Origin of the sequence: Namhaeicola litoreus, assembly GCF_042679565.1 — a bacterium.
Lineage (GTDB): Bacteria > Bacteroidota > Bacteroidia > Flavobacteriales > Flavobacteriaceae > Namhaeicola > Namhaeicola litoreus.
Genome location: NZ_JBHTMY010000002.1, coordinates 883301 through 908824 on the forward strand (window position 1 = coordinate 883301; position 25524 = coordinate 908824).

Genomic DNA, 25524 nt, shown 5'->3' on the forward strand with positions numbered 1-25524 from the left:
GAGGACTCTATTTTGAGGCTGGCTTATTTAACATATTTTGAACTAAATAAAATTAATTATGAAATTAAAAACGAAACTAATGCTCTTAGGGATGTTGCTACTCAACATTTCTTTATTTGCTCAGGATAGTTTCATTGTTTCAGGTACAGTAATAACGGGGGTAGATAACGAACCCATACCTGGAGTGAATGTAATTATCGTGAATTCTACACAAGGTGTGACGACAGATTTTGATGGGAATTACAGCCTTGAAGTGAAAAACGGGGATGTCTTACAGTTTTCCTATATCGGTTTTACTAGTCAGACTGTTATTGTAAATGGTCAAAGAACCATCAATGTTACCTTACAAGAAGATGCCAATCAATTAGATGAGGTTGTTGTTATTGGTTATGGTACCTCTAAAAAGTCTCATTTAACAGGATCTATTTCTAAAGTAGTAAACGAAGAACTCGACCAAATTCCTGTTGCTAGGGTAGATGATGCTCTTGTCGGACAAGTGTCAGGGGTAAATATTCAACAAACAAGCGGAGAAGCAGGTTCTGCTCCTACTATTAGAATTAGAGGTACAGGTTCTATTACAGGAGATTCAGGGCCATTAGTGGTTGTCGATGGTGCTGTGGTAGATTCAGATTTCTTAGGGTCTATGGATATGAATGATGTTGAATCCTTTGAAGTATTAAAAGATGCTGCTTCTGCTTCTATTTTTGGATCTCGTGGGGGTAATGGTGTAATTATGATTACAACAAAAAGAGGTAAAGAAGGAAGAACAAAGTTTAGCTTTAATACATATGGTGGTTACAAAAGTGCTCGACAAAGTGACTCATATTATTTCTCTGTTGCAGAAACAGCAGAAAGAGAATTAGCTGAGACAGGATCTCTATCAGACAAGACCAGATACATGCAATTGATTGGTACTGACAGAGACTGGCAAGATGTTATTTTCGATGGTGGTTTTATCACCAACTATGCATTAAGTGTGCGCGGTGGTAGTGAAAAAACTAAATTCTCGACATCTTTTAGTTATTTACATGACGAAGGTGTTTTGTTAACGGATGATTTCAAAAAATACAATCTGAATCTACGTGTTGACACTAAATTAAGCGATAAGTTTTCTACTGGAGTTAGTTTAACACCATCTTACACAAATACGAGAAGATTTGACGGATCTACACATGATATTTTAAGACAACCACCTTGGTTGCCATTATATCTTGATGAATATAACATCCAGTTTGTCAACAGAACAAGAGAGGGTGGTGCTTATGCCGACGCCAAAATCGGAGATTATGCCGTGCAGCGTATGTTTGATGATTATGATTTAGAAAACGGAATGCCAAGTACGGGTAGCGGAACGGATATTAGCGATACCTCTAATACCAACCCTGCGGCGAAAGTATTAGAAAGAGAAAGAAGAGATTTTAAATTCAAACTCTATGGTAGTGCTTATGGACAATGGAACATTACGGATGATTTAAATTTCAGAACTAATTTTGCAGGAGATTTCCAAAACACAAAAAGAACAAGATGGCAAGGTGTTTTGGCTAGTAGAAATGGCGCAGCAGCGGCACAATCAGATTTTATACAACACAACACCATTCACTTGGTTTGGGATAACTTTTTATCGTACAACAAAGAATTCGGAAAAAGTGAGATCAGCGCTATCGCAGGTATTTCTGCAGAAGGATGGAAAAATGACTATTCTTCTATGACGGGTACAGGTTATGATTCTGATTTAGTACAATCAATAAATAATGCAACTTTAATATCGTCTGCAACTCAATTCGAATATGAAAAAAGACTTTTGTCTTATGTTGGAAGGGTAAACTACGCTTATGATAACCGATATTTAGCTTCTTTTAGTATAAGACGAGATGGCAGCTCAATTTTTGGAAGCAATTATAAATACGGTAATTTCCCGGCAGCCTCAGTAGGTTGGAACGTAAGTAACGAAGCGTTTCTAGAAAACAGCAAAGCCATTAGTAACTTAAAATTTAGATTTTCTTGGGGGGTCACAGGTAACGACCGATTAAATACAGGTAATGTAAATCCAAATGTTTCTGACGGTAATAATACCATCTCAACCGGAGATGCTATGATCGATAATTATCCTTATTTGCCATTGTTAGACGCTTCTACGGCAGTGATAAATGGTGCTTTGGCTGGTGGTTTTAACCCGATAAATATTGCTAATCCTGATTTACAATGGGAAAGATCAGTCGAGATTAACCCTGGTATTGATTTCGGTTTTTATAACAATGTTGTTTCAGGTTCGGTAGATTATTACAAAAGAACAAGTGACCAATTGTTATTGAACAATCCAATTTCTGCCACAACTGGTTTTACCGAAGCTTTGGTAAACTTAGGGGAAGTACAAAACGAAGGTTTTGAAGTAGAATTAAGAGTGAGATGGATTACTAAAGAAAATTTCAGCTGGAACACAGCATTTATCGCCTCACATAATGAAAATACTTTGACAGATTTTGCAGCTTCCAACGGTCAAATTCAGAATGTTGATACCAAAAGAGCTGCTGAATGGATCAATTTAGAAGGGAACCCTATTTCTTCTTTTTATGGCTGGGTGGTCGATAGAGATATTCCTACCGAATATATCAGAGACCCTTATCACCCCATTGGTGCTGAACCACAAGATGTTTATGTAAAAGATTTGAACGGTGATGGATTAATTGATGATGATGACAAAGCGATTATTGGTAATCCATATCCTGATTTTATTTGGAGTATCACCAATAACTTTACTATCGGATCCTTCGATATTAGCTTTATGTTCCAAGGAAGTCATGGTGCTGAAATTAGAAACATGGGAGATCAGTATTTGTTCAATCATTTCGGAAGTTCACAGGATTTTGATCCCAACACTACTCCAGATCAAGGTTTTATCAAAGAAAAGATCTTTACTAACGATATTGTTCAAGATGCTTCCTATATCGCATTGCGTAACGTAAATATTGGCTTCAATTTTCCAAAAGATTGGACAAGTAGAGGTAATGTGTTTACAAATGCAAGAATATATGCAGCCGGACAAAATTTGATGTATTTGACGGCAGACGATTATACTGGATTCAACCCTGAATCTATTGACAATACGAGCCCAACGGCCTATGGTTATCAAAGAGCTGGTTCGCCAATTTTTAGAACAATATCGATTGGTCTAAACCTAGATTTTTAATTAATGTTTAAAATTAGTATTATGAAACAAATAAAATATATCACAGTGCTTTTATTGGTTTTCTTTATGCTTTCTTGCGATGAAGACTTTTTAGAGCCTGCGCCCATTTCTGCAGTAAGTGGGGAAGATTATTATAGAAATGACCAGGAATTGGAAAAAGGGGTCATCAATATTTACGACGGTTTGCAAGGAGAGAATTCTACCTCTTCAAACGACAATCACAGTACCCAAGTTGAGTATTACCTAACAGAGATGCGCAGTGATAACACGAGAACTAAAAGTCAAGAAGGAGAAGCGGCTCAGTTTGAAAGTTATGATGTACAAGCGGTGAACGGTATTGTTTATGATTACTACAGAAGTTTTTATAATGTAATTTATAGAGCCAATGTAGTAATAGAAAACCTGGATAATGCAAGCGATGCAAACAGAGCTAAATTTGAAGGAGAAGCAAAATTCTTACGTGCCTATGCTTATTTCAACTTGGTGCGATTATTTGGAGATATTCCATTAATCGATAGAGTTGTAAGTCCTTTAGAAAAGGAGGTTCAATTTACAAGGGTTAGTGCAAGTAGTATTTACGACTTTATTATATCTGATTTAGAAACAGCGGTGGTAAGTTTGGACAATAATTATATACCCAAAGCTTCGAGAGCAGGCGCACAAGCGCTATTGGCTAAAGTACATTTAACTTTAGGCAATTATACAGACGCTCAAGTATTGTTGGAATCTGTTATGCAAGGTGGTTTTGCCCTTCAGTCCAATTTTAACGACGTATTTTATAAGGAGAGAAACTCTGAAATCATTTTCGCCATTGAGTATTTACCAAATTTATCAGACGACAGTCAGAACTTTTCTGCTGAGTGGTTAAATGCTGTGGGAAGAACAGTAGGGGTTAATTATGTCACCACAGAAGCAAGAGCTGCGCTTGATGCAATGGGCGGTGAAAGAACACAATACTCTTACCGTCAGGATGTAGATCAACCTACACAATATCAGGTCGCAAAATATTTTCCAAATGGAGAACTAGGACCAGATTATGCATCTGACCCTAGATTGGCAGGAAATGACTGGATTGTTTTGCGTTATGCAGATGTCTTGTTGATGCACGTTGAAGCGATTATGGCAGGTGGATCATCTACTTCTGCTGCAGCCGCGCTTTCATCCTTTCAAAAAGTGCGCGATAGAGCTGGTTTTACAGATCCAGTTACGAGTATTACCAAACAAGAATTACTCGATGAAAGAAGAGTGGAGCTCGCTTTTGAAAATCAACGTTTTTTTGATTTAGTTCGTTTTGGCGTAGCACAAGAGGTTTTGTCTAGTTTCTCTGTAGACAATGGCTATAATTTCCAATCTACAGATCTGTTATTACCTATACCACAAGCAGAGATTGGAATAAGCAATGGGTTACTTCAACAGAATCCAGGATATAACTAATCGTATAAAAAATTAAAAAATGATGACAACGAATAAAAATTTTAGCTTAGGCAAAAGCAAAGGTTTAATAATCTTGCTTGCCATACTTACCTCGGTGTCCTTTTTATCATGTGATGATTACTTCGAGTTTGATTTGCCTGAAGAAGGATCTATTGAGGATAAAACACCTCCAAGCGCAAATTTCGGCGCCATGCAAAGCGACACAGATTGGATGACCTATACTTTTTCTAATTTATCAAATAGCGCAACAGATTATTTGTGGGATTTTGGCGATGGCAATACTTCAACTGAACTTGAACCCTCTTTTACTTTTCCTGGGGAAGGAACCTTCTCGGTAACTTTAACCGCTAGTGATAAGTTGGGTGTAACGAGTACAGTTACAAAAGAAGTTGAAGTGATAGAACCTGAAGCGCCTGCAGCATTATTACCTCCTGTTTTAGAAGGTAGTTTTGAAGATGGTACGCTTCCTGATGGCTCTGGTGACGGAAGAGATTCTTGGAGAACGGATTTAGGAGGGGTAATTCAGATTACGAGTAGCCCTGTTTATGATGGTTCGCAAGCCGCTAAGTTTCCATCTGCGGGAGATAGAGTTGGTTATCAAGAATTAACCCTTACACCAAACACGGATTATAAATTAATCTATTACTATACGATGAAAGAGGAAGCCGGAGGGAACTTAACAGTTTCAGTTCTTGGAGGATCAATTACTGATTTGAGCCAAGTACCTGGAGCAACACTAGCCTCACATATTGGTACTGATAACACATCTTCAGACACCTATGTAAAGGTAGAGTTACCATTTAACACTGGAGCAAATTCAACGGTCGCTATATTAATAACAAATGAAGTGGTCGAGTGTAGAGCAGATGGGTTTTCACTTGAACTCGTAGAAGAATAATATTGAGTAGTAGTTAGAGTTTTTATGATCTATTTTAGAAAATATCTTTTAGTCACTTTTTTGAGCTTGTTGATGACCAATATGTTGGCTGCACAACAAAATGAAGGAACTGCGGATTCTTCAGAAAAAGTAGAAAAGTCAAAAAGCAAAAAAAAGAAACGTAAAAAGTATAAATTACCTGAAATAGACCTAAGTCATTGGAAGGTTACAATTCCGGTGGGGAAACCCACCGAAGTTGGCCCTCCGGAGATTTTGGATTATGCAAATAACCAAGAACTCAAACCATTTATGTATAACGATTCCACTTCTGGGGCAATCGTGTTTTATGCCTATCCAAATACATCAACGGCAAACTCCTCCTATTCCAGATCAGAATTGAGAGAACAAATGGTTCCGGGTGACAATAGTGTCAACTGGACCTTTGCTCAAGGAGGCAGGATGAAGGGAAGACTGGCCATGGATGAGGTGACTAAAGATAAAAATGGGAATTACCACAAGGTGATTGTGATGCAGATTCACGGTAGATTGACAAATGAACAGCGTGATTTGATCGGCCAAAAAGATAACAATGCGCCGCCGATGCTAAAAATTTATTGGCAGGATGGTAAAGTAAGGGTAAAAACGAAAGTTTTAAAAGACCCCGGTTTATCTGGTAACGATCTATTGCATGAAGAGGCATGGACAGATGATGAGGGGTACACCTTTAAACAAGAGGTTGGTTTTAGACCCTTTACATTGGAGGTAAATGTTGAACCTGGGAAAATGGTAGTTTCATTAAACAACCAGGAATTTGCGGTGTATGATGATGTGAGTATTAAAAAATGGGAAATTTTTGAAAATTATTTCAAAGCGGGAAATTATTTCCAAACCAAAGACAAAGATGCCCACGCTGCAGTAAAATATTTTGAATTAGAAGTGAGTCATTAACAATTGACGCAACAGCGGTCAATAAAATTTGTGTTTTGATAAAAATTATATTTTCATTCTTGGCATGTTTTCTTTTTGTGAATTGTGCAGAAAAGGATGATCCTATGATGGATCCAATCGAAGTTGCAGAAGACGAGCTGGTCGAGGAGCTTGATTTCAAATTACCTGAGATCGACCTAGCCAAATGGAAAGTGACCTTACCCATTGGTAATCCAACGGAAGTCGCACCGCCCGAAATATTAGATTATGCAACGAATCCATTATTAAAACCTTTTTTTTACAATGATTCTGTAGAGGGAGCTTTGGTATTTTATACCTACCCTGATGCTTCAACAGCGAATTCGTCTTATTCACGGACAGAGTTAAGGGAGCAAATGACACCGGGAAGCAATAGCGATAACTGGACTTTTACTCAGGGAGGAAAAATGAAAGGTACACTAGCGGTACCAGATATTTCTAAAGATGCAAACGGGAAATCTCACAGAACAATCGTGATGCAAATCCACGGGAGATTAACCGATGCACAGCGGGATTTGATAGAGGCACCAGATCATAATGCCCCACCCATATTAAAAATATATTGGGTAGAAGGTAAGGTTAGGGTAAAAAGTAAGGTCGTCAAAAATGCCGATGCTTCCTTAAAAGAGTTGTTGCCTGTAAGTGCTTGGGATGATGATGAAGGGTTTACCTTTCCGGAATTTGTTGGTAACGATTTGTTTACCTTAGAAATTATTGCGAGTAAAGGAAGAATGGAAGTAATTCTGAACGAAAAGGATGCTTGGATCAAAGAAGATGTTTCTTTGGAGAAGTGGGAAGTTTTTGAAAATTATTTTAAAGCCGGAAACTACCTTGCTTCAAAAGAGAAGGATGCCTTTGCTTATGTAAAATATTACGACCTCAAGGTCAGTCATTAAAAATTGTGCATAAAAATGTACCAAAGAGATAGATTATAATTAATTTTTTGTGAAAATTGGCTGGTCTTTTCTTTTAAAGACCAGTTAATTTTAATTTATTTCTCGTCATAAGATAAAATGCTTAATTTTAAAGACTTAATTGGTTAACCAATATTAAACCGTACAGCATGAAGTTAGAAATATTGACAAAGAATGATAACAAAGTAGTTCAGAATGAGATCATTTCAAATATTAGAGACTTAATTAATCAAAAGAACCTGGAACCTGGTGATAAACTGCCCTCAGAAAGAATGTTATCCGAAAAATTTGGTGTGAGTAGGAACAACATCAGGGAGGCGATCCAAAAATTAGAGTTTTATGGTTTACTACGATCAATTCCGCAAAGTGGAACTTTTGTCGCGAATATTGGAATTATTGCTCTAAACGGTATGATAGATGATATTCTTCGCTTGGAAGATCCAGATTTTAAGTCATTAGTAGAAACAAGGATATTGTTAGAATTAAAAACTGTACGGCTCGCAGCGATAAGAAGATCAGATGGTCAATTAAGAGCAATTAAAAAGGCGTTGGATGATTATGCAGACAAGGTATTGCAAGGAAAAGATGCCATGCAGGAAGACTTATTATTTCATCTGAAAATTGCCGAGGCTAGTGGTAACAGCACTTTGAATACTTTGATGTTGATGATTACACCCGAGATCATCACCAATTTTGAAAAACACCATGTTTGCGATAAAAAAATGGCGGTTAGGGCAATCGAAGAACATTCAAATATCTATGAGGCCATTGAGCAACAGAATCCCCAGTTGGCAAAAGTAAGAATGAAATTACATTTTGATGCTTTGTATCAATATTGTTACAAAACAAGTTAATCATAAATCCTAATCCAAAAAGCATTGAATTTTATACTGTGATGGAACAGCAAAAAACATGTTGTTTTCAATAAATAATTTTAAAAACCAAAAGATAAATGAAATTAAAAGGATTAAGATGGTGGATTATCGGATTGATATTCGTTGCTACGGTCATCAACTATATAGACAGAAGTGCCTTAGGAATTATGTGGGGTAACGAAGATTTGGATGGATCAATTTCGAATTCATTAGGACTTACAAAAAATGATTATGGGAACATTTTAAATATTTTCATGGTAGCGTATGCACTAGGCCAGCTATTTTCTGGAAAACTTTTTGACAAAGTTGGAACGAGGTTGGGTTATGTGATTAGTATTGGAGTTTGGGGAATTTCTTCCTTCATGCACTCAACTGTCCGCGGATTTTTATCCATCAGTTTTTGGAGATCTACCTTGGGACTTTCTGAGGCAGGAAACTGGCCGGGCGGTGTAAAGAGCAATGCAGAATGGTTTCCTATAAAAGAAAGAGCCATCGCACAAGGTTTGTTTAACGCAGGAGCCTCCGTAGGTTCTGTGATTGCGCCACCTTTAATTGCCTCTTTATATGTGGCTTATGGATGGAGAGTAACTTTTATGATCATTGGTTCTTTCGGGATCATGTGGATCATACCCTGGTTATTGATCAATAAAGCCGGACCAAAAAAACATCCATGGATTACGGCAGAAGAACAAAAATATATTTTGGAAGGTCAGAGTAAAGCTGATAGAGAGGCTACTGAGGATACAAAAGGGAAGAGCTTAAAAGAAATTCTATCACACAGAGAATCATGGGCCATTGTTGTAGGAAGATTTTTTTTAGAACCGATTTGGTGGTTGTTCGTGGGATGGATGCCGATTTACCTTTTTGATGTATACGGTTTTAATGTAAAAGAAGTAGGTATGTTTACCTGGGTTCCTTATGTTGGAGCTGCTTTGGGTAGTATTGCCGGTGGATATGTTTCTGGTAAAATTATCGCAAGCACAAATTCTATTGATAAAGGTAGAAAAACAACGATCCTGATCGGAGGTCTGATCATGGTAATCGGTTTGATTGCAACAGTTGTATATGCCACAACGCCTGAACGATTTGTTTCCATTGTATTTCTGGTGTTATTTGGTTTTCAATTTGCCATCGGTAATGTGCAGACCTTACCAAGTGATTTATTCAATGGAAAATCAGTTGGGTCATTGGCTGGGTTAGGCGGAATGATCGGTGTATTTTCTGTGATTATCATGAACTTCTTAGTTCCTAGAATAGCAGAGGTTTCTTATACCCCAATTTTTATTGCCATAGCCATTTTTGTGCCACTGGGTGTGGGTGCCATATATTTCTTCGCAAGAGAAATTAAATCAGTAGAAAATACAGAAGAATAAAAAATAGAGTAATTCAATTTAAAAATAAAAGTGATGAGTAATTTAAAAGGTAAAGTAGCTGTAATTACTGGAGCCACAGGTGGAATTGGTTTCGAAGTTGCAAAAAGATTAGGCAAAGACGGATACACAGTCGTGTTGAACGGAATAGAAGATGAAGCAGGTGCTCAAAGGGTAAAAGAACTTAGTGCTGAGGGAATTCCTGCAGAATATTATGGTTTCGACGTGACCAACGAAGAAGCAGTGACAAAAAACATCAAAGCCATTGGAGATAAGTATGGTAGAATTGATGTGCTCGTAAATAATGCAGGAGGTTTAGGCGGAAGATCAAGATTTGAAGAAATGACCACTGAATTTTACAGATTTGTGATGGCTTTGAACCTCGATTCAGTATTTTTTGCCTCAAGGGCAGCAATCCCTTACCTAAAAAAAGGAGAAAATGCTTCCATTATAAATTATACCTCAAATGCCGCTTGGAATGCAGGTGGGCCGGGTGCCGGAATTTACGGAACTTCTAAAGCTGGTGTTCATGCGATAACAAGAGCTTTGGCAAAAGATTTGGCTGAATATGGAATTAGAGTAAATGCAGTTTCTCCGGGAACCATCGATACACCTTTCCATGCTCAGATTAAATCTACGAAACCAGAAGTTTTTGCTACATGGAAAAATAGCATTTTGTTAGGAAGATTAGGACAACCACAAGAAGTGGCCGCTGTTGTTTCATTCTTGGCAAGCGAAGACGCTTCCTTTATTACAGCAGAAACAATACAAATTGGTGGAGGTCAAGCATTAGGGATCTAATTAATTTCAGTGCAATCAGGATGGGGAAATTAGATAATAAAGTAGCTGTAGTGACCGGTGGAGGTCGTGATATTGGTCGTGCAGTTTGTGTTAAGCTCGCCAAAGAAGGAGCTAAAGTCGTTGTAAATTATTTTGACAGCGAAGCAGATAGAGATTCTACGATGGCTGCGATCAAAGCTGTAGGAGGAGAAGCAATTGCAGTATATGCTGATGTGACTAATCGCAAGGAGATAGACCATATGGTGACAAAGACCAAAGAGGCGTTTGGAGACAAGGTTGATATTTTGGTGAATGTGGCTGGCGGTTTATTTGCGAGAAAGACGATAGAAGAATTAGATGAAGATTTTTATGACTTGGTCATGAATGTCAATTTTAAATCTACCGTCTTTGTGACACAAGCCTTTAAAGCCCATATGGGTAAAGGGTCTGCCATTGTGAACTTTGCCTCTCAGGCTGGTCGTGATGGAGGTGGACCCGGATCAGCCATTTATGCCTCATCCAAGGGTGCTGTAATGACTTTGACGAGAAATTGGGCGAAAGAATTTGGACCACAAGGAATTAGAATTAACGCAGTGTGTCCGGGGATGATCGCCACTAAATTCCATGATGATTTTACCAAAAACGAAGTAAGGGTTAATGTAGCGAATGCAACGCCATTAAGACGTGAAGGAACAGCGGAGGAGGTTGCAGATTTGGTCGCTTACTTGGCCAGTGACGAATCCTCTTTCTTAACCGGAAATAACATAGATATCAATGGGGGTCTGGCTTTTAGCTAAACAATAAAACATCCGAAATAGTATTTATCCTTTTAAGGCCGGAATAATCAAAATTTTGTACTATTTCATCACTATTATTGAATAATTGGGAGTAGGGTTATACGTAGTTTTGCTTCTGTTCAATGAAATCTAAATAATATTTTAAGTTCTAAAAAATTTAATCAATGAAAAAAGTAGTCACCTTTGGAGAGATCATGTTGCGATTAGCTCCTCAAGGATTTTTAAGATTTTCACAAGCGAATAGCTTTGACGTGGTATATGGAGGCGGTGAGTCGAATGTAGCTGTTTCTTTGGCGAATTACGGCGTGCCTGTGGATTTCGTAACCCGTTTACCCAAGAATGATATAGGAGAATGTGCCATGATGGAAATGCGCAAAAGAGGTGTTGGCGTAGAGCATATCGTTTATGGGGGAGACCGTTTGGGCATCTATTTCTTAGAGACAGGTGCGGTGAGCAGAGGGTCAAAAGTGGTTTACGACAGAGCCCATTCTTCTATGTCTGAGATAGAGCCTGGGATGATCGACTGGGATAAAGTATTTGATGGAGCCACTTGGTTTCACTGGACAGGGATTACACCTGCCATTTCACAAGGAGCAGCAGATGCTTGTTTAGAAGCGGTAAAAGCGGCTTCGGCCAAAGGAATCACGATTTCAACAGATTTGAATTACAGAGCCAAATTATGGAAATACGGAGGAGACAGAGAAAAGATCATGACAGAGCTCACATCCTATTGCGATGTGATCTTGGGCAATGAAGAAGATGCAGAAAAGCATTTTAACATACATCCTGAAGGTTTAGATGTCACCAAACACGGTCATGATGTAAAAGCAGAAGCCTTTTTATCGGTTTGCCAGCAAATGATGAAAAAATTTCCTAGAGCTAAAAAAGTGATCACCACTTTGAGAGGTTCTATTTCTGCTTCACACAACACCTGGGCAGGCGTGTTGTACGATGGTAAAAAGATGTATGAAACACGTCAGTACCAGATTACAGATATCGTAGACAGAGTAGGTGGAGGCGATAGTTTTATGGGTGGTTTGATCTACGGGTTATTGCAATACCCGGAAGATGATCAAAATGCTTTAGACTTTGCAGTGGCAGCTTCATGTTTAAAACACACGATCAAAGGAGATGCGAATCTAGTTACGGTAGACGAAGTTGAAAAACTGATGGGCGGAGACGCCTCAGGTAGGGTAGCGAGATAAACTTTTGGGAAAATTGTCATGGCAATTCAAAAATCTATTCTGATTCTTTGTGGTGGTGGCCCGGCACCTGGGATAAATTCTGTGATCAGTACCGTAGCCAAGTCATTTTTAAATGATGGCTATAGAGTACTTGGTGTACACGAAGGGTTTAAAGGTTTATTTAGCGAAGAGCCTCAGCTCAAAGAACTGGATTTTTACCACGCAGACAGGATTTTTAGTCGGGGAGGATCTACCCTGATCATGAGTAGGTTTAAACCCAAAAATGAAAAATTAAATACAAAATTGTTTTCAGAGAATAATGTGAAATTGTTGGTGAGTATAGGTGGTGATGACACCGCCTCTACTGCCAACAGAATTACTGATTATCTCCATAAAGAAAACATACATATTTCCAATATTCATGTTCCTAAAACCATAGACAACGATTTGCCTTTGCCTGATCGGAATCCAACTTTCGGATTTCACTCGGCCAAAGATGAAGGAGTGCGAATAGGTAACACCATTTATGAAGACGCGAGAACGAGTCAGAATTGGTTTGTGATGTCTGCGATGGGAAGATCTGCAGGTCATTTAGCTTTCGGAATTGCCACCAGCTGTCACTTTCCTATGATGATCATTCCCGAGATGTTTGATAAGACATCCATCACCCTGGATAAGGTGATTAGTTTAGTGATTTCTTCTATCATCAAAAGAAAAATTTTAAATATCAATTATGGTGTGGCCCTTATTAGTGAGGGGGTTTTTCACTTTATGCCAAAAGAAGAATTAGATAAAATAGGCATAGAATTCACCTTTGATTCACACGGACATCCTGAACTGGGAAATGTGTCTAAGTCGCATATATTCAATGTTCTAGTACAGGAAAGACTAAATGAATTGGGAATGAATATCAAAACGAGACCTGTAGAATTGGGTTATGAGTTGAGATGTTGCAGACCCATTGGATTTGATCTCACCTTGTGCACGTTATTGGGTATTGGGGTAAAAAAATTATTCGATGAAGGCATAAGTGGTTGCATGGTAACAGCCAATTCTAAAGGAGATGTTAGTCCGATCTATTTATCTGAATTGCAAAATGAGGAAGGCAAGATTCCTCCGCGTTTGGTGGATATCAATTCACAAATAGCAAAGCTCTGCTTCCAGAACATGCATTACATCACAAAAAAAGATTATAATTTAGCTAAACCATTTCTCAGCAATCCTGCTGAATATGATTTTGATAACCTATTAAACAAATAAAATGGCAAAATATACAAGATTAGAAGTTGCACAAGTGATGAAAGAAACGGGGATGGTTCCTTTATTTTTTCACAGCGATATAGAATTAGGAAAAATGGTGCTCAAAGCCTGTTACGATGGTGGGGCGAGGTTGATGGAATTTACCAGTCGTGGCGATTTTGCTTTTGAAGTATTTGGGGCACTCAATAAATACGCTTTAAAAGAATTACCGGGAATGGTGATGGGTGTGGGCTCAGTAACTGATGCGGCCGCAGCTTCATTGTACATGCAACTAGGAGCAAATTTTATTGTAACACCTGTTTTGAGAGAAGACATTGCTGTAGTGTGTAACAGAAGAAAAGTATTGTGGTCTCCCGGATGTGGAACATTGACAGAAATAGCCAAAGCAGAAGAGCTGGGATGTGAGATCGTTAAACTGTTTCCAGGCGATATCTACGGACCTCAATTCGTAAAAGGAATCAAAGGTCCTCAACCATGGACAAGCATCATGCCTACAGGTGGCGTATCACCTGATGAAGCAAATCTAAAAGGATGGTTCGACGCCGGTGTAACTTGCGTTGGGATGGGTTCTCAATTGATCTCAAAAGATATTTTGGCAAATAGAGACTTTGACAAACTCGAGCAAAAAGTAAAAGAGGCACTGGCCATCATAAAATCAGTGAGAAAATAAGAAAACAGAACACCAAGTATTTGGTTCGTGGTGAATCATAATAAGCAGAAAGCGGAAGGTAAAATTTGTTACTTTCCGCTTTTACGTTTGAATAGAGCATTATTCCCTATGTATTCTTAATGAACAGTGTCTATGTTTTTTTGATTTTTCACCTTTTTAATAAAAAGAAGAATAAATATAATTTTAAGGGTAATTCCTGTAAAAAAAAGAATGGTACCCAAAGGGTTTATGCCCGCTTTACGCATATAAATCCCCGTAAAAAAAAGTATCAATCCCGAAAGGAGGAACAACAATTCTTTTCCGGGTTTATATTCGCCACTTTGGGCTTTACTCACGATATAAAGCGTTTTTAACAATACACCTGCCACCATGAAAGCAATGGATAATGCTGTGAGACCAGTGATATTCTTTAAAACAATTCCCAAGATAAGTAGAATGATACCGCCAAAAAGTGTCTTTTTTGTTCCCATTTTTTTCATTTTTTCAATCATCTAAAAGTATAAAAGAAGTAGCACATGGTGAATGATTGATGTCATAGTTGATTAAAAATTGTAATTCTTAAAAGTGAACCTCACACTTTTGAGTATCTTATTCTTCACTACATGATGATTACTTCTTTAAGTTTATCAATACCTCAGATTATTTTAACCAAAACCTATATTAAATAATATATTTGTTTTTTATCAATTATAATTTACAAAGCCTATGAGATTTGTAGTAATTTTTTCATTCCTTTTTTACTCTTTTGCAAGTTTAAACGCACAAACAAATTCTGATGATAGAGATTGGGCAGGAAGATTTAGATATTTAGAAATAAAAGGACATACGGGAGGCCATTTGTATACTGGCAACGCATTAGCGGATGTGCTGGCAAACGGATATGGCGCGATAGAAGTCCGTTATGGTTGGCAACCTAGTGATCCGGAGCATTGGACAAATGCCTATGGATTTTCCTCTTATGGTCTTGGTTGGTATTCTGGTTATATCGGTGATCTTGATATTTTTGGAAATCCAAATGCATTATTTGCCTTTATCAACTTTCCCTTAAGTAGCAGTAACAGAAGAAATGTTTTTCAAGTCAGTCCAGCGCTAGGATTGGCTTATAATCTAATCCCTTACGATGAAAATACTAATCCTTCAAACGATGCCATAGGGGCTGAATTTGCTTTTTATATTCATCTGGGATTTGGTGCCGAATATCGTCTCACGAGAGAGACTGATTTGCTCTATGGCGTCGATGTCACTCATTTTAGCAATGGAAGAACTTTTACCCCGAATTATGGATTGAATATGTTTGGAATAAATGTGGGATTGAGGTATTTGTATAATGCAGACCAGAAAAAAATAGATAATGATCCATTTACCACCAATTTACTGCAAGCGAGATTTAAAAGGCCAAAAAGCATTAAACCGACACGATTAAACAGCAGTCAGATTGAAGTTTTTCTCGGAGGAGGTACCGTACAAAATGAAGAGGATAGAGGAACATCAACACGCTACTATACCTTTTCTGGAGCACTTGATTATAAATATAAACTAAACAAAATGCACGGATTTACAGCGGGATTGGATTTATTTTACGATGAAAGCTTGGTTTTAGAATACCCTGATTCTTCAGACCGCTTTCTTACAGGAGCACATTTAGGATACGACTTTATGTTTGGGAAATTTGCACTTCGCGTTCAAGGAGGGACCTACCTTGGCGATGATAAGGGTAAGGATAAAACATATGTACGCGCTGCTTTGCAGTATCATCTTACAGATTGGTTATTTGCACAGGCTGGTTTAAAAACTAAAAATGGATCGAGAGCAGATTGGGCAGAATTTGGTTTAGGGTTTATACCTTTTAATTTTTAATTGAAAGGAATTATAATTAAATGTAGGATGTTTAAAATTTAATAAAAAACATCTCAAAATCAGTATATTTATAAAATAAATCACTAATTCTACCATCATGAAAAAACAAGATTATTCTAACCATGCAAGATTGGTTGGCGGATTTCACGGCTTTACATTTTTAGGCTTGGTCGCTTTACTCATCGGATCTATTGTCAATGTTGTAAAATCATCTCATGAAAATTTGTATAGTGCTTCTTTATTGGTGCTGACATCTATTTTGTTGATTTTATTGGCTTTTTACGCCAGAAGTTTCGCCCTAAAAGCACAAGACAGAGCGATCAGGGCAGAAGAAAATATGAGACATTTTATACTTACACAAAAAATCTTGCCGAAAGAGTTGACGATCCGACAGATCATCGGTTTGCGCTTTGCCTCTGATGAAGAATATTTGGCTTTGATACAAAGAGCGATCAAAGAAAATTTGAGCGAAAAAGAGATCAAAAAAGCCATAAAAAATTGGAAAGGAGATTATTACAGGGTATAATGCTTTTGAATTTTAGCTAATGAGAAATCAGATCGAGATGATTATTTTCTTGCTCTTTTGTTTTTCCTCCATAAATGCTCAGGAAAAATTATTGGGAATTTTACCTTTGAGCAATGGAAAAGTAAGCTATTCAGGAGTAGAAACGGTTACAGGAACCAATATGACTCAATTACAACAACGGGCAATAAAATGGTTTCAGCCCCAAGAAAAAGATGCATCTCGTAGTATTATTTCAAAGACAGAAGAAAAAATACTTGGAAAGGGAAAATACAAGATACGCGCAAGAGGTGTTGGTTTAGTGGGTTATGACATGGAGATTCTGTACAGAATAGAAATAAGTTTTAATTCCGAAGGATACAATTACTTGTTGAATGAAGTGATAGGAACCACCGAAGGTAAATTTGACCTGATTGAAAAACCAATAGAAAATTGGAATGATGATTTTCAAAACGAAGAAAGAAGGAATAGTAAAAATCAAAAAGTTTATCCACAAGTAGATGAAGGAATGCGTGAGGTCATCGAAAGTTTAAAAGCTGCAATGAATGGCAAATGAGGGTAAAATGGTTTTGAAATGATATCTTCTGTAAAATCGATCAGACCTTTTATTGGCGCAAAGAACATTGATATTTCACGGGCTTTTTACAAAGATTTTGGCTTTGAGGAAGTAGAGCTCGCGTCAAATTTATTTTATTTTAGATCAAGCCAATTTGGTTTCTATCTGCAAGATGCCTATGTAAAAGATTGGGTGGATAATACCATGTTGTTTTTGGAGGTAGAAAACCTAGAACATCACCTCAAAGGCCTAAAAGCTTTATCACTGGACAAGAAATATGTTGGGGTGCGCGTATCAGAGATCCATGATAAAGAATGGGGGAAAGAATATTTTGTTCACGATCCTTCTGGGATACTTTGGCATATAGGTGAGTTTGAATAAGGTACTTGACCTAGAGTGAAGAACTCAATTTTTTAAATGAACAAAATCATGGTAATGGCTCTAGTCCGAAAGATTAGATCAATTGAGCAGTCATGTATTATTTAAACTATTTTAGTGTATCATATTGCCGAACAATATTTTTATATAATACAAGAGAGCGTTAAGCATGGTAAAAATTTGGATCATAACAATAGCGGTTGCAATTTTCTTACTAATTAATGTCTTGTATTCAAGAATTCTCAAAGATTACGTAGCAAAGGCATTCGGCAAAAAATGGATAAATGCTTGGGGAAATAAACTGTACTTCTGGCAAAGTTCTATTTTCATAAGCACAGCGGGTACATTTTTATTCATGTATCTGTTAAAATGGTCAAATATTTTAACATTTTAATCACGCTATTAGCAATAATATCAACCTCATGCCATTGTTTCGGGATCAGATTTCCTAAATACAATGAGGGGGATGACTCCGTCCTACTTCGATAGTTGCATTTTAGTTTTATAGAATGCATTCAAATATATTTTCTTCGTTTCTTAAAAAAATGTTTTTTTTTTCTATTTAAAATTGTCGACCTTTAGACATCAAACCTTAAACATTATTGATATGATAAAATTAGCACGAAATTATGGTTTAATCTGCTTTCTATTTGCTTTGCCTTTATTGGGTTTAAGCCAAAAAAAACCCAACATATTGGTGATTTGGGGAGACGATATTGGTTGGCAGAACGTGAGCGCCTATGGTATGGGAACCATGGGATACACAACACCTAACATTGACAAAATAGGAAACGACGGGATCCGGTTTACCGATCATTATGCACAACCCAGTTGTACTGCGGGTAGAGCATCTTTTATCACAGGGCAATATCCCATAAGAAGTGGGATGACCACTGTGGGTCAGCCCGGAGATGCACTCGGTTTACAAGCCGCATCACCTAGTTTGGCGGAAGTATTGAAAGCTCAGGGATACGCTACCGGTCATTTTGGTAAAAACCACCTAGGAGACCGCAACGAACATTTGCCTACTGCACATGGATTTGATGAATTTTACGGGAATTTGTATCACCTAAATACACAGGAAGAATCTGAACAGCGCGACTATCAGAACTTTGCCAAAGAATATTCCGGAAATCTAGAAGGCTATGAAGAAAAATTTGGAACACGTGGTGTGATCCACTCATTTGCTACTGATAAAATAGATAACACAGAAGATCCTCGATTTGGTAAAGTAGGGAAACAAAGAATTGAAGATACGGGGCCATTAACCCAGGAACGCATGAAAAATTTCGATGCTGGAGAAGTTATCCCGAAAGCAACTGATTTTATGAAGCGTGCTAAGGCGGATGGCAAACCTTTCTTTGTCTGGTTGAACACCTCCAGAATGCATTTATACACACGCTTAAATGATGAATGGAGATATGCGGCCGAAAAGTATAGCTCTGAAGCCGATATCCACGGTAGTGGGATGCTACAGCACGACCATGATATAGGAATAGTTCAGGAGTTTTTGAAAGCCAATGGATTGGATCAAAATACCATCATCTGGTATTCTACAGATAATGGTCCGGAGCACAATTCCTGGCCACATGGGGGTACTACCCCTTTCCGTGGAGAAAAAATGGGAACTACAGAAGGTGGAGTAAGAGTGATCAGTATGATAAAATGGCCTGGGGTCATTCAACCTGGACAGGTTAAAAATGGGATTCAGGCACATATGGATATGTTTACCTCTTTGGCTGCTGCCGCCGGTGTAGCCAATGTCGCGGAAAAGGTGATGAAAGATAAAAAACAATATATCGATGGGGTTAATAATTTGCCTTACTGGAAAGGAGAAACCGATAAATCTGCCCGAGACCTGTTATTCTATTATTATGAAAGTAAACTCGCCGCGGTAAGAATGGGTCCTTGGAAATTCCATTTTATTTGGAAGGAGTCTTATTATAGCAATGCTGAACCACGAACAGTACCCTATATTTTTAACCTGCGGATGGATCCTTTTGAAAGCTATGCCACAGATGATGCTTATGGTCATTTAATGCAAAAAATGTCATGGTTAATAGCACCTATGAGTGAACAGATGAAATTTCATATCAAAACCTTGGTCGATTATCCCCCTGTTCAGGGTGGTAAAAGTTTTGATATGTCTAATGTGATTGAACAAGTGATGAGTAAGGGGCAACAATAAGTTTCCTTATTTAAAAATATGAGATTAAAAAAAGCAGCTTTACTAGTAAAGTTGCTTTTTTGTTTTCGTAAGGATGAAGTTCATTAAGTTTAGCCAAACGACTATGTGGTATTCATATTTTGATAAAGGTGAAACGATTACTTACCCAATAAATCATGGATAAAATTCATTTTTTTAACTACCGGTTGGGTGATCACAAAAGGATATACATCCGGAATTCCCATAGATCTGTTGATACTGTTTACGGCAAAGGATAAAGGAACACAAGTACGAATAATTTCATTGAAATCTTTTAGTTCGTATGGGTCTAAAGAAGCTTTGGATTTCATATCTTTTAATACATCAGTTGGATCCATATGTAACCCGAAAAAATGTGCTGTCTCCACCATATCCATGATGTGCAGATAATGTGCCCAAGTCTCAGCCCAATCTTCCCAAGGGTGTGAAGTTGCATATTTACTGATATAAGACATTTGCCAGTTTGCTGGCGCCCCTTGCTTGTAATAGGTTTTTAATGATTCACTGTAATTTTGTCGTTCATCCCCAAAGAGTTCCCTAAAAGATTGTAGTATAATGTCATTGCTATAGACCAATCGATCCCAAAAGTAATGTCCTACTTCATGCCTTAAATGTCCTATCAAAGTGCGATAAGGTTCTAACATCAACATTCTCATTTGCTCTCGAAGAACAGAATCAGCTTCCTTCAAAAGTATGGTAATCACGCCATTGGCATGACCGGTCATGATCTTTGGGTTATTTTGTTTTGCGATAAAATCAAAACACAATCCCTTTTCATCCCTCAATTTGCTCGGTAAAAGCAATCCAAGCTTTTGAAGCTGATAAATGAGACGGTGCTTCGCGATTTCTAAATTTTTCCATTTTGGAAAATTCTTTAGATCAGATAGATTTGGGATGGTACGGTTGAGCTGACAAGCACTGCAATAATCGTGCGTATCCTCTAGTTCCAAAAGCCAATTACACACACCATACCCGTAGTTTTTACAATATTTATATGCAATTCCTTCCCTGTCTGAAATGAGAAACTCTCCGGTCGAATTAAATGTGAGCATTTTTCGGTCCGAGTCGCGATATCCTGATAGATGCCCGCAATTTTCACAGAAATGGCTTTCAAAAAATAAGGGATGATGACAATGTCCGCACTGAAATATTTTCATAAAGTGATGATCAACATAAATACTGCAGAGGTAATGAATTATTTTGATAAACGATTTAATAAAATAGAACTGAGCATGAAAAATTATACTATGGCTAATGTCAAGCAAAGAGCATAGACCTTATCTAAAAAGAATCCAATTTTCTAAGTTTTTAAAAAAGTGTAATTGGCAAAACATTTTTATACCCATTTTCTGCACAGAATAGGGAATTGGATGCGTCTCAAAAAGAGAAGAACCCTTCCTCAATTATTGATAATTAATACTTTACAGCAGGACGAATCTTTCTATTTCCTATATTTGTTATTAACGCATTCCAAAAAACACAAAAACCCAAGCCCAAACTGATGCCACGGTCCCGCCAACTTGCTGCTATTATGTTTGCCGATATCGTCGGGTTTACTGCTTTAATGCAGAATGATGAGGCACAAGCCTTAAGTCTCCGGCAAAAACTAAAAAGTAATTTAGAAAAAGAATTGCTTAAACAAGGAGGCAAAATTGTGAAATTTAGTGGGGATGGCGTCCTTTGCAGTTTTGATAGCGCCATAGCATCTGTGCATGTGGCGATCGCCTTGCAATTAGAAATGCTTGAGGATCCAATTGTGCCTGTAAGAATTGGAATTCATCAGGCAGATGTGATCTTTGAGGAAGGAGATGTGCATGGCGATGGAGTAAATATTGCTTCCAGGCTAGAATCATTGGCCTATCCGGGCAGCATTTTTATTTCGTCAAAAGTGTACGACGATATCAAGAACCAAAAAGAGATTCAAACGGTTTCTTTGGGGAAATATGTACTTAAAAATGTTTCTGAACCCCTTGAAATATTCTGCATCAGCAATCCGGGTCTCGAGGTACCGGTTGGGAAAAAGTTGGAAGGAAAAGGAATTAAATATGTGGATGATAAGATCTCGATCAAAAAAAGAACCCTTTTACTAAGAACAATTCTCGTTTTAGCTATCCTGGGTATTCTCGGCTATATCCTTGTTCCACCCATTCTTCAAAAGCAAAATGCAAGAAATAAGTTGTTACCCGTCATTCAAAAATCGATTGAAGAAAATTATAGGGTTCCAACAGAAATATTTGACTTGGGGCTTGAAGCGGAAAAATATATCCCAAATGATTCGACGCTGATAAAGCTTTGGCCAAGAATTGCGACAACGATGTCTATCGTGACCGAACCGCTTGGAGCAGAGGTGTTTTGGAAAGACTATGATAAACCGGAAAATGAATGGAGATATGCTGGTGTCACACCTTTAACAGATATAAAGTTACCAAGGATTTATTTAAGGATTGAGATGAGAAAAGAGGGTTACGAAACCATAGAATATGCGGGCCCTTCACCCCTAGCAAGCCTTCAAACAGCCATTGATAGCCTTAAGTTGGATGCGGTTGGCACCGTGCCCGAAAATATGGCCAGAATTCCAAAAAATGAAGCGAAAATGTATATTGTAGGTCTTGAACAGGAAGGCGGAAAGATGGTGGAGGAGTTTTTAATCGACAAATATGAAGTGAGCAACAAAGAATTCAAAGCATTTATCGATGCCGGTGGTTACTTAAATAAAGCCTACTGGCAGTTTCCCATGTATTTAGGTGATCAGGAAATTACCTTTGAGGCAGCCGTCAAAATGTTTGTAGATAAAACCGGGAGAACCGGTCCGGCTAACTGGGAAGCAGGAAGCTACCCTAATGGTGCCGAAAACCATCCTGTTACAGGAGTTTCTTGGTATGAAGCGGCTGCTTATGCTGCTTTTGTGAATAAACAACTTCCTACCGTATATCATTGGAGTATTGTGGCCGAAACCTCCAGGTCAGAATTTATTATTCCCTTGAGTAATTTCAATGGCAAATCGACAGTTCCGGTTGGTAGCTCGAAAGGATATAGCTATTTTGGTATTTATGACTTAGCAGGAAATGCAAGAGAATGGTGTTTTAATGGAAGTAATCAGGCAGGACAGCGATACGTTTTGGGTGGCGGTTGGAATGATCCCACCTACAGTTTTAACGATAGTTATACGCAGTCTGCCTTTGACAGAAGTGTGGCGAACGGTTTTAGATGTATGAAAGAACTTCCAGGCGATACAAGTATGCTAGGACTTTTGGGTGAAATTGCTCCGTTATTTCGCGATTATAAACATGAAAAACCGGTAGATGACAAGACCTTCGCCTTATACCTCAATCAATTTAAATACGACAAAACACCACTTGAGTCTAGCGTGGAAAAAACAATAGAGTCAGATATAGCGAAAATTGAAAAAATTACTTTTGATGCAGCTTATAACAATGAAAGAATGCAAGCATGGATCTATTTGCCAAAAGATGTAGAACCCCCTTATCAAACCATCATATTTTATCCCGGATCAAATGCCATATATACAACCGAATTTGATCCTGAATCTCTTTGGTACATCGACTTTATTTTAAAAAGTGGCCGGGCTTTGGTGTACCCGATTTACAAGGGAACAAATGAAAGACATGACGAACTCAATTCTGATCTTCCAGATGAATCCGTGGTCTATAAAGATCACGTCATCATGTGGGGCAAAGATTTTAGTAGGACAGTCGATTATCTGGAAACCAGACCTGATATTCAAGCAGACAAGATTGGTTATCTCGGATGGAGTTGGGGAGGTTATATGGGAGGCATTATACCGGCAATCGAAAAAAGAGTCCAAGCTGTAGTATTAAATGTAGGAGGTATGGTGATGAACAAGTCTCTCCCTGAGGTTGACCAGTTAAATTATTTGCCAAGGGTAAAACAACCCATCCTTATGTTAAATGGGAAACATGACATGTTTTTCCCAATAGAAACGTCACAGCAACCAATGTATGATTTTTTGGGGACAGCTGCTCAGGATAAAAAAAGAATTGTTTATGAAGCAGGCCATTTGGTGCCTCGAACTGATTTCGTCAAAGAAACATTGAGCTGGTATGATCAATACCTGGGGCCGGCGAAATAAATGGTCTTTTACAAGAAATAAAAATCCTCTTTTTTATTATTTTTTCATCTCCGTAGCCTTCGCCCATCCATTTCTTATAGGATACCTCGATATATAAAAACAAGTAGTTTAGGCTGAAACTTTAAAAAGGGAGAAGAAAAAAAGCCTTTTTTTAGTACCGGGAAGAAAAGGATTTTTATAAATTTAGACTTTGTTTTTACATGAAGATACGCGATTTGTTTTTTGCTTGTTTTTGGTTGAAAACAAAGGCAGAAGCTAAACAAAATTTGAAGAGATGAATAAGAAACATATACACGAGGCCATATTTTTGGTAGAAAAGAATAATAAACAATGGACACCTGAAGAATTTGTTGAAGCCATTGGCAATACCTGGGGTGATGACGTTCTTTTTGGTGCTTGCTCGGGAAATGCCTTCCCAAAAGAAAATGCACTCAGCTTTTTACTCAACCGCCAAAAAGTGGTGTTGTCAGAAGAAGGAAAAGTAGCCCTCCATCCTTCTATGCAAATTTGTAATGGTCACGAAGATTTTAAGGGCTGAGAACCGCGTTGATGGCGTTAAGTCTCCCCATAAGATTGAAAGAGAAATTAAGGAGCCTACGTAAAAAATGCGGTGATGTTAAGTGAGGGATAAGAACGAATATTTTATTTCAAAGAGGATTCTTTCAAACTTTTTCAAAAAAACTTATTTTTAAAGTCTCGAACGCTTTCGGGTTCAACCCTAGATACCATAAATAGAACATAAATTTGAATCAAACCTTATGAAGAAAAAAGCGACACTATTGTTTGCAGTTTTTTTAGCCACAAGCATTTTTGCACACGAATACATTTTGATTGCCTATAATTTTATTGTGAAAGAGGGAGATAAGCTGGAACTTCACCTTTTTGTAGCAGATGGTTTTAACGTACAGATCGAAAGACCGGTTCAAAAATCACTAACCAGAAGGTTTGAGCTCATCAGTGAAAAGGGTAAAACGGATTTACTTACCAATGCTAAGGAAGGCGCTTTGCCCATTTTGGAAATGGACGTCGACTTTAAAGGTTTGGGTCTCATTCATATGGAGCGGGATTATTCGCGAATCACCTTGCCCAACGATGAATTTATCACCTATTTGCAGGTAGACAATATTGAAAACATCAGCATTGATCAAACCAAAAAAGAACAGTCTGAAAGGTATTCTCGCTACATCAAGGCACTCATTCAGAGTAACCCAAAAAAGAATGATGAGATCTACAAAACGGTCGTCGGACATAATTTTGAAATTATCCTATTGCAGAATCCTTATGAATTAGGAATAGGGGACTGGATCCAAGCACAGGTATTCTTTATGGGCAAACCGCTCAAGAACAAAGTAATCACGGCTAGAAACAGAACTGGAAATGAATCGGCTACATTTCAATATGCCAGAACAGATGAAAACGGCATTTGCTCCTTTAAGTTGGAAAGAGAAGGAGATTGGTTTGTTCACGCTACCCATATGATCCCTTCTCCTGACCAAAATGATACAGATTGGGAAAGTTTTTGGACTTCCTATAGTTTTGGATTAGCGGAGAAAGATTGAGTTATTTCCTGGTGAGTGTA

At 37.9% G+C, this 25524-nt stretch carries 23 protein-coding genes; 21 read left to right on the forward strand and 2 right to left on the reverse strand.

Going from position 1 to position 25524, the window contains the following annotated elements; translation table 11 throughout:
- The first annotated feature begins 58 nt into the window (after window positions 1-58).
- From ACFQ39_RS05700 to ACFQ39_RS05755, 12 genes are all read left to right on the forward strand, one after another.
- On the forward strand, window positions 59-3187 hold the full coding sequence (locus ACFQ39_RS05700; protein ID WP_377177026.1) for a SusC/RagA family TonB-linked outer membrane protein: 3129 nt from the start codon (window positions 59-61) through the stop codon (window positions 3185-3187).
- 21 nt (window positions 3188-3208) lie between these two features.
- Complete coding sequence (locus ACFQ39_RS05705; protein WP_377177027.1) at window positions 3209-4621, forward strand: RagB/SusD family nutrient uptake outer membrane protein; 1413 nt, start codon at window positions 3209-3211, stop codon at window positions 4619-4621.
- A gap of 19 nt (window positions 4622-4640) precedes the next feature.
- Complete coding sequence (locus ACFQ39_RS05710) at window positions 4641-5519, forward strand: PKD domain-containing protein (RefSeq protein WP_377177028.1); 879 nt, start codon at window positions 4641-4643, stop codon at window positions 5517-5519.
- Between the two features lie 24 nt (window positions 5520-5543).
- On the forward strand, window positions 5544-6446 hold the full coding sequence (locus ACFQ39_RS05715; protein WP_377177029.1) for a polysaccharide lyase family 7 protein: 903 nt from the start codon (window positions 5544-5546) through the stop codon (window positions 6444-6446).
- Between the two features lie 35 nt (window positions 6447-6481).
- A complete protein-coding gene (locus ACFQ39_RS05720; protein ID WP_377177030.1) occupies window positions 6482-7360 on the forward strand; it encodes a polysaccharide lyase family 7 protein in 879 nt (292 codons plus the stop codon).
- A gap of 167 nt (window positions 7361-7527) precedes the next feature.
- Complete coding sequence (locus ACFQ39_RS05725) at window positions 7528-8232, forward strand: FadR/GntR family transcriptional regulator (RefSeq protein WP_377177031.1); 705 nt, start codon at window positions 7528-7530, stop codon at window positions 8230-8232.
- A gap of 98 nt (window positions 8233-8330) precedes the next feature.
- Window positions 8331-9626, forward strand: coding sequence for an MFS transporter (locus ACFQ39_RS05730; protein WP_377177032.1), 1296 nt, complete (start codon window positions 8331-8333; stop codon window positions 9624-9626).
- Between the two features lie 33 nt (window positions 9627-9659).
- Window positions 9660-10424, forward strand: a complete 765-nt coding sequence (locus tag ACFQ39_RS05735) for an SDR family NAD(P)-dependent oxidoreductase (RefSeq protein WP_377177033.1) — start codon at window positions 9660-9662, stop codon at window positions 10422-10424.
- A gap of 20 nt (window positions 10425-10444) precedes the next feature.
- Complete coding sequence (locus ACFQ39_RS05740; RefSeq protein WP_377177034.1) at window positions 10445-11200, forward strand: SDR family NAD(P)-dependent oxidoreductase; 756 nt, start codon at window positions 10445-10447, stop codon at window positions 11198-11200.
- A gap of 164 nt (window positions 11201-11364) precedes the next feature.
- A complete protein-coding gene (locus ACFQ39_RS05745; protein WP_377177035.1) occupies window positions 11365-12405 on the forward strand; it encodes a PfkB family carbohydrate kinase in 1041 nt (346 codons plus the stop codon).
- 18 nt (window positions 12406-12423) lie between these two features.
- A complete protein-coding gene (locus ACFQ39_RS05750) occupies window positions 12424-13644 on the forward strand; it encodes a 6-phosphofructokinase (RefSeq protein ID WP_377177036.1) in 1221 nt (406 codons plus the stop codon).
- A 1-nt stretch (window position 13645) separates the two neighbouring features.
- Window positions 13646-14314 (forward strand): bifunctional 4-hydroxy-2-oxoglutarate aldolase/2-dehydro-3-deoxy-phosphogluconate aldolase, encoded by a 669-nt coding sequence (locus ACFQ39_RS05755; protein WP_377177037.1) that lies wholly within the window; start codon window positions 13646-13648, stop codon window positions 14312-14314.
- A 116-nt stretch (window positions 14315-14430) separates the two neighbouring features.
- Here ACFQ39_RS05755 and ACFQ39_RS05760 read toward each other — a convergent pair whose 3' ends face one another.
- The gene (locus tag ACFQ39_RS05760) at window positions 14431-14784 is read right to left on the reverse strand and encodes a hypothetical protein (RefSeq protein ID WP_377177038.1); all 354 of its coding nucleotides are present in this window, start codon (window positions 14782-14784) and stop codon (window positions 14431-14433) included.
- Window positions 14785-15019: 235 nt separating this feature from the next.
- Here ACFQ39_RS05760 and ACFQ39_RS05765 point away from each other — a divergent pair, with 235 nt between their 5' ends.
- The 5 genes from ACFQ39_RS05765 (at window position 15020) to ACFQ39_RS05785 (ending at window position 19816) form a co-directional block, all read left to right on the forward strand.
- On the forward strand, window positions 15020-16171 hold the full coding sequence (locus ACFQ39_RS05765) for an acyloxyacyl hydrolase (protein ID WP_377177039.1): 1152 nt from the start codon (window positions 15020-15022) through the stop codon (window positions 16169-16171).
- A gap of 97 nt (window positions 16172-16268) precedes the next feature.
- On the forward strand, window positions 16269-16697 hold the full coding sequence (locus ACFQ39_RS05770; protein ID WP_377177040.1) for a DUF6526 family protein: 429 nt from the start codon (window positions 16269-16271) through the stop codon (window positions 16695-16697).
- A 19-nt stretch (window positions 16698-16716) separates the two neighbouring features.
- On the forward strand, window positions 16717-17250 hold the full coding sequence (locus ACFQ39_RS05775) for a hypothetical protein (RefSeq protein ID WP_377177041.1): 534 nt from the start codon (window positions 16717-16719) through the stop codon (window positions 17248-17250).
- A gap of 18 nt (window positions 17251-17268) precedes the next feature.
- Window positions 17269-17631: a glyoxalase gene (locus ACFQ39_RS05780; RefSeq protein ID WP_377177042.1), complete on the forward strand. Its 363-nt coding sequence runs from the start codon at window positions 17269-17271 to the stop codon at window positions 17629-17631.
- Window positions 17632-18235: 604 nt separating this feature from the next.
- On the forward strand, window positions 18236-19816 hold the full coding sequence (locus ACFQ39_RS05785; protein WP_377177043.1) for an arylsulfatase: 1581 nt from the start codon (window positions 18236-18238) through the stop codon (window positions 19814-19816).
- Window positions 19817-19953: 137 nt separating this feature from the next.
- Here the strand turns inward: ACFQ39_RS05785 and ACFQ39_RS05790 are convergent, their stop codons facing one another.
- Window positions 19954-20991 carry a zinc-binding metallopeptidase family protein gene (locus tag ACFQ39_RS05790; RefSeq protein ID WP_377177044.1) on the reverse strand — a complete coding sequence of 346 codons (1038 nt, stop codon included), beginning with the start codon at window positions 20989-20991 and terminating at the stop codon, window positions 19954-19956.
- Between ACFQ39_RS05790 and ACFQ39_RS05795 the strand changes: the two genes are divergently transcribed.
- The 4 genes from ACFQ39_RS05795 to ACFQ39_RS05810 all read left to right on the forward strand — a co-directional run bounded on the left by ACFQ39_RS05795 (window position 20959) and on the right by ACFQ39_RS05810 (window position 25504).
- Window positions 20959-21108 carry a hypothetical protein gene (locus ACFQ39_RS05795; protein ID WP_377177547.1) on the forward strand — a complete coding sequence of 50 codons (150 nt, stop codon included), beginning with the start codon at window positions 20959-20961 and terminating at the stop codon, window positions 21106-21108. The two genes, ACFQ39_RS05790 and ACFQ39_RS05795, sit on opposite strands and share 33 nt — an antisense overlap.
- Before the next feature lie 227 nt (window positions 21109-21335).
- On the forward strand, window positions 21336-23945 hold the full coding sequence (locus ACFQ39_RS05800; RefSeq protein ID WP_377177045.1) for an SUMF1/EgtB/PvdO family nonheme iron enzyme: 2610 nt from the start codon (window positions 21336-21338) through the stop codon (window positions 23943-23945).
- 274 nt (window positions 23946-24219) lie between these two features.
- Window positions 24220-24483 (forward strand): DUF2492 family protein, encoded by a 264-nt coding sequence (locus ACFQ39_RS05805; RefSeq protein ID WP_377177046.1) that lies wholly within the window; start codon window positions 24220-24222, stop codon window positions 24481-24483.
- Between the two features lie 220 nt (window positions 24484-24703).
- The gene (locus ACFQ39_RS05810) at window positions 24704-25504 is read left to right on the forward strand and encodes a DUF4198 domain-containing protein (RefSeq protein ID WP_377177047.1); all 801 of its coding nucleotides are present in this window, start codon (window positions 24704-24706) and stop codon (window positions 25502-25504) included.
- Window positions 25505-25524 lie beyond the last annotated feature (20 nt).

Excerpts from the sequence above, each read along its gene's own strand:
- ACFQ39_RS05700 (WP_377177026.1), top strand. The coding sequence starts at position 59 with ATGAAATTAAAAACGAAACTAATGCTCTTAGGGATGTTGCTACTCAAC.
- ACFQ39_RS05705 (WP_377177027.1), top strand. The coding sequence starts at position 3,209 with ATGAAACAAATAAAATATATCACAGTGCTTTTATTGGTTTTCTTTATG.
- ACFQ39_RS05710 (WP_377177028.1), top strand. The coding sequence starts at position 4,641 with ATGATGACAACGAATAAAAATTTTAGCTTAGGCAAAAGCAAAGGTTTA.
- ACFQ39_RS05715 (WP_377177029.1), top strand. The coding sequence starts at position 5,544 with ATGATCTATTTTAGAAAATATCTTTTAGTCACTTTTTTGAGCTTGTTG.
- ACFQ39_RS05725 (WP_377177031.1), top strand. The coding sequence starts at position 7,528 with ATGAAGTTAGAAATATTGACAAAGAATGATAACAAAGTAGTTCAGAAT.
- ACFQ39_RS05730 (WP_377177032.1), top strand. The coding sequence starts at position 8,331 with ATGAAATTAAAAGGATTAAGATGGTGGATTATCGGATTGATATTCGTT.
- ACFQ39_RS05735 (WP_377177033.1), top strand. The coding sequence starts at position 9,660 with ATGAGTAATTTAAAAGGTAAAGTAGCTGTAATTACTGGAGCCACAGGT.
- ACFQ39_RS05740 (WP_377177034.1), top strand. The coding sequence starts at position 10,445 with ATGGGGAAATTAGATAATAAAGTAGCTGTAGTGACCGGTGGAGGTCGT.
- ACFQ39_RS05745 (WP_377177035.1), top strand. The coding sequence starts at position 11,365 with ATGAAAAAAGTAGTCACCTTTGGAGAGATCATGTTGCGATTAGCTCCT.
- ACFQ39_RS05750 (WP_377177036.1), top strand. The coding sequence starts at position 12,424 with ATGGCAATTCAAAAATCTATTCTGATTCTTTGTGGTGGTGGCCCGGCA.
- ACFQ39_RS05755 (WP_377177037.1), top strand. The coding sequence starts at position 13,646 with ATGGCAAAATATACAAGATTAGAAGTTGCACAAGTGATGAAAGAAACG.
- ACFQ39_RS05760 (WP_377177038.1), bottom strand. The coding sequence starts at position 14,784 with ATGGGAACAAAAAAGACACTTTTTGGCGGTATCATTCTACTTATCTTG.
- ACFQ39_RS05765 (WP_377177039.1), top strand. The coding sequence starts at position 15,020 with ATGAGATTTGTAGTAATTTTTTCATTCCTTTTTTACTCTTTTGCAAGT.
- ACFQ39_RS05770 (WP_377177040.1), top strand. The coding sequence starts at position 16,269 with ATGAAAAAACAAGATTATTCTAACCATGCAAGATTGGTTGGCGGATTT.
- ACFQ39_RS05775 (WP_377177041.1), top strand. The coding sequence starts at position 16,717 with ATGAGAAATCAGATCGAGATGATTATTTTCTTGCTCTTTTGTTTTTCC.
- ACFQ39_RS05780 (WP_377177042.1), top strand. The coding sequence starts at position 17,269 with ATGATATCTTCTGTAAAATCGATCAGACCTTTTATTGGCGCAAAGAAC.
- ACFQ39_RS05785 (WP_377177043.1), top strand. The coding sequence starts at position 18,236 with ATGATAAAATTAGCACGAAATTATGGTTTAATCTGCTTTCTATTTGCT.
- ACFQ39_RS05795 (WP_377177547.1), top strand. The coding sequence starts at position 20,959 with ATGATGACAATGTCCGCACTGAAATATTTTCATAAAGTGATGATCAAC.
- ACFQ39_RS05790 (WP_377177044.1), bottom strand. The coding sequence starts at position 20,991 with ATGAAAATATTTCAGTGCGGACATTGTCATCATCCCTTATTTTTTGAA.
- ACFQ39_RS05800 (WP_377177045.1), top strand. The coding sequence starts at position 21,336 with ATGCCACGGTCCCGCCAACTTGCTGCTATTATGTTTGCCGATATCGTC.
- ACFQ39_RS05805 (WP_377177046.1), top strand. The coding sequence starts at position 24,220 with ATGAATAAGAAACATATACACGAGGCCATATTTTTGGTAGAAAAGAAT.
- ACFQ39_RS05810 (WP_377177047.1), top strand. The coding sequence starts at position 24,704 with ATGAAGAAAAAAGCGACACTATTGTTTGCAGTTTTTTTAGCCACAAGC.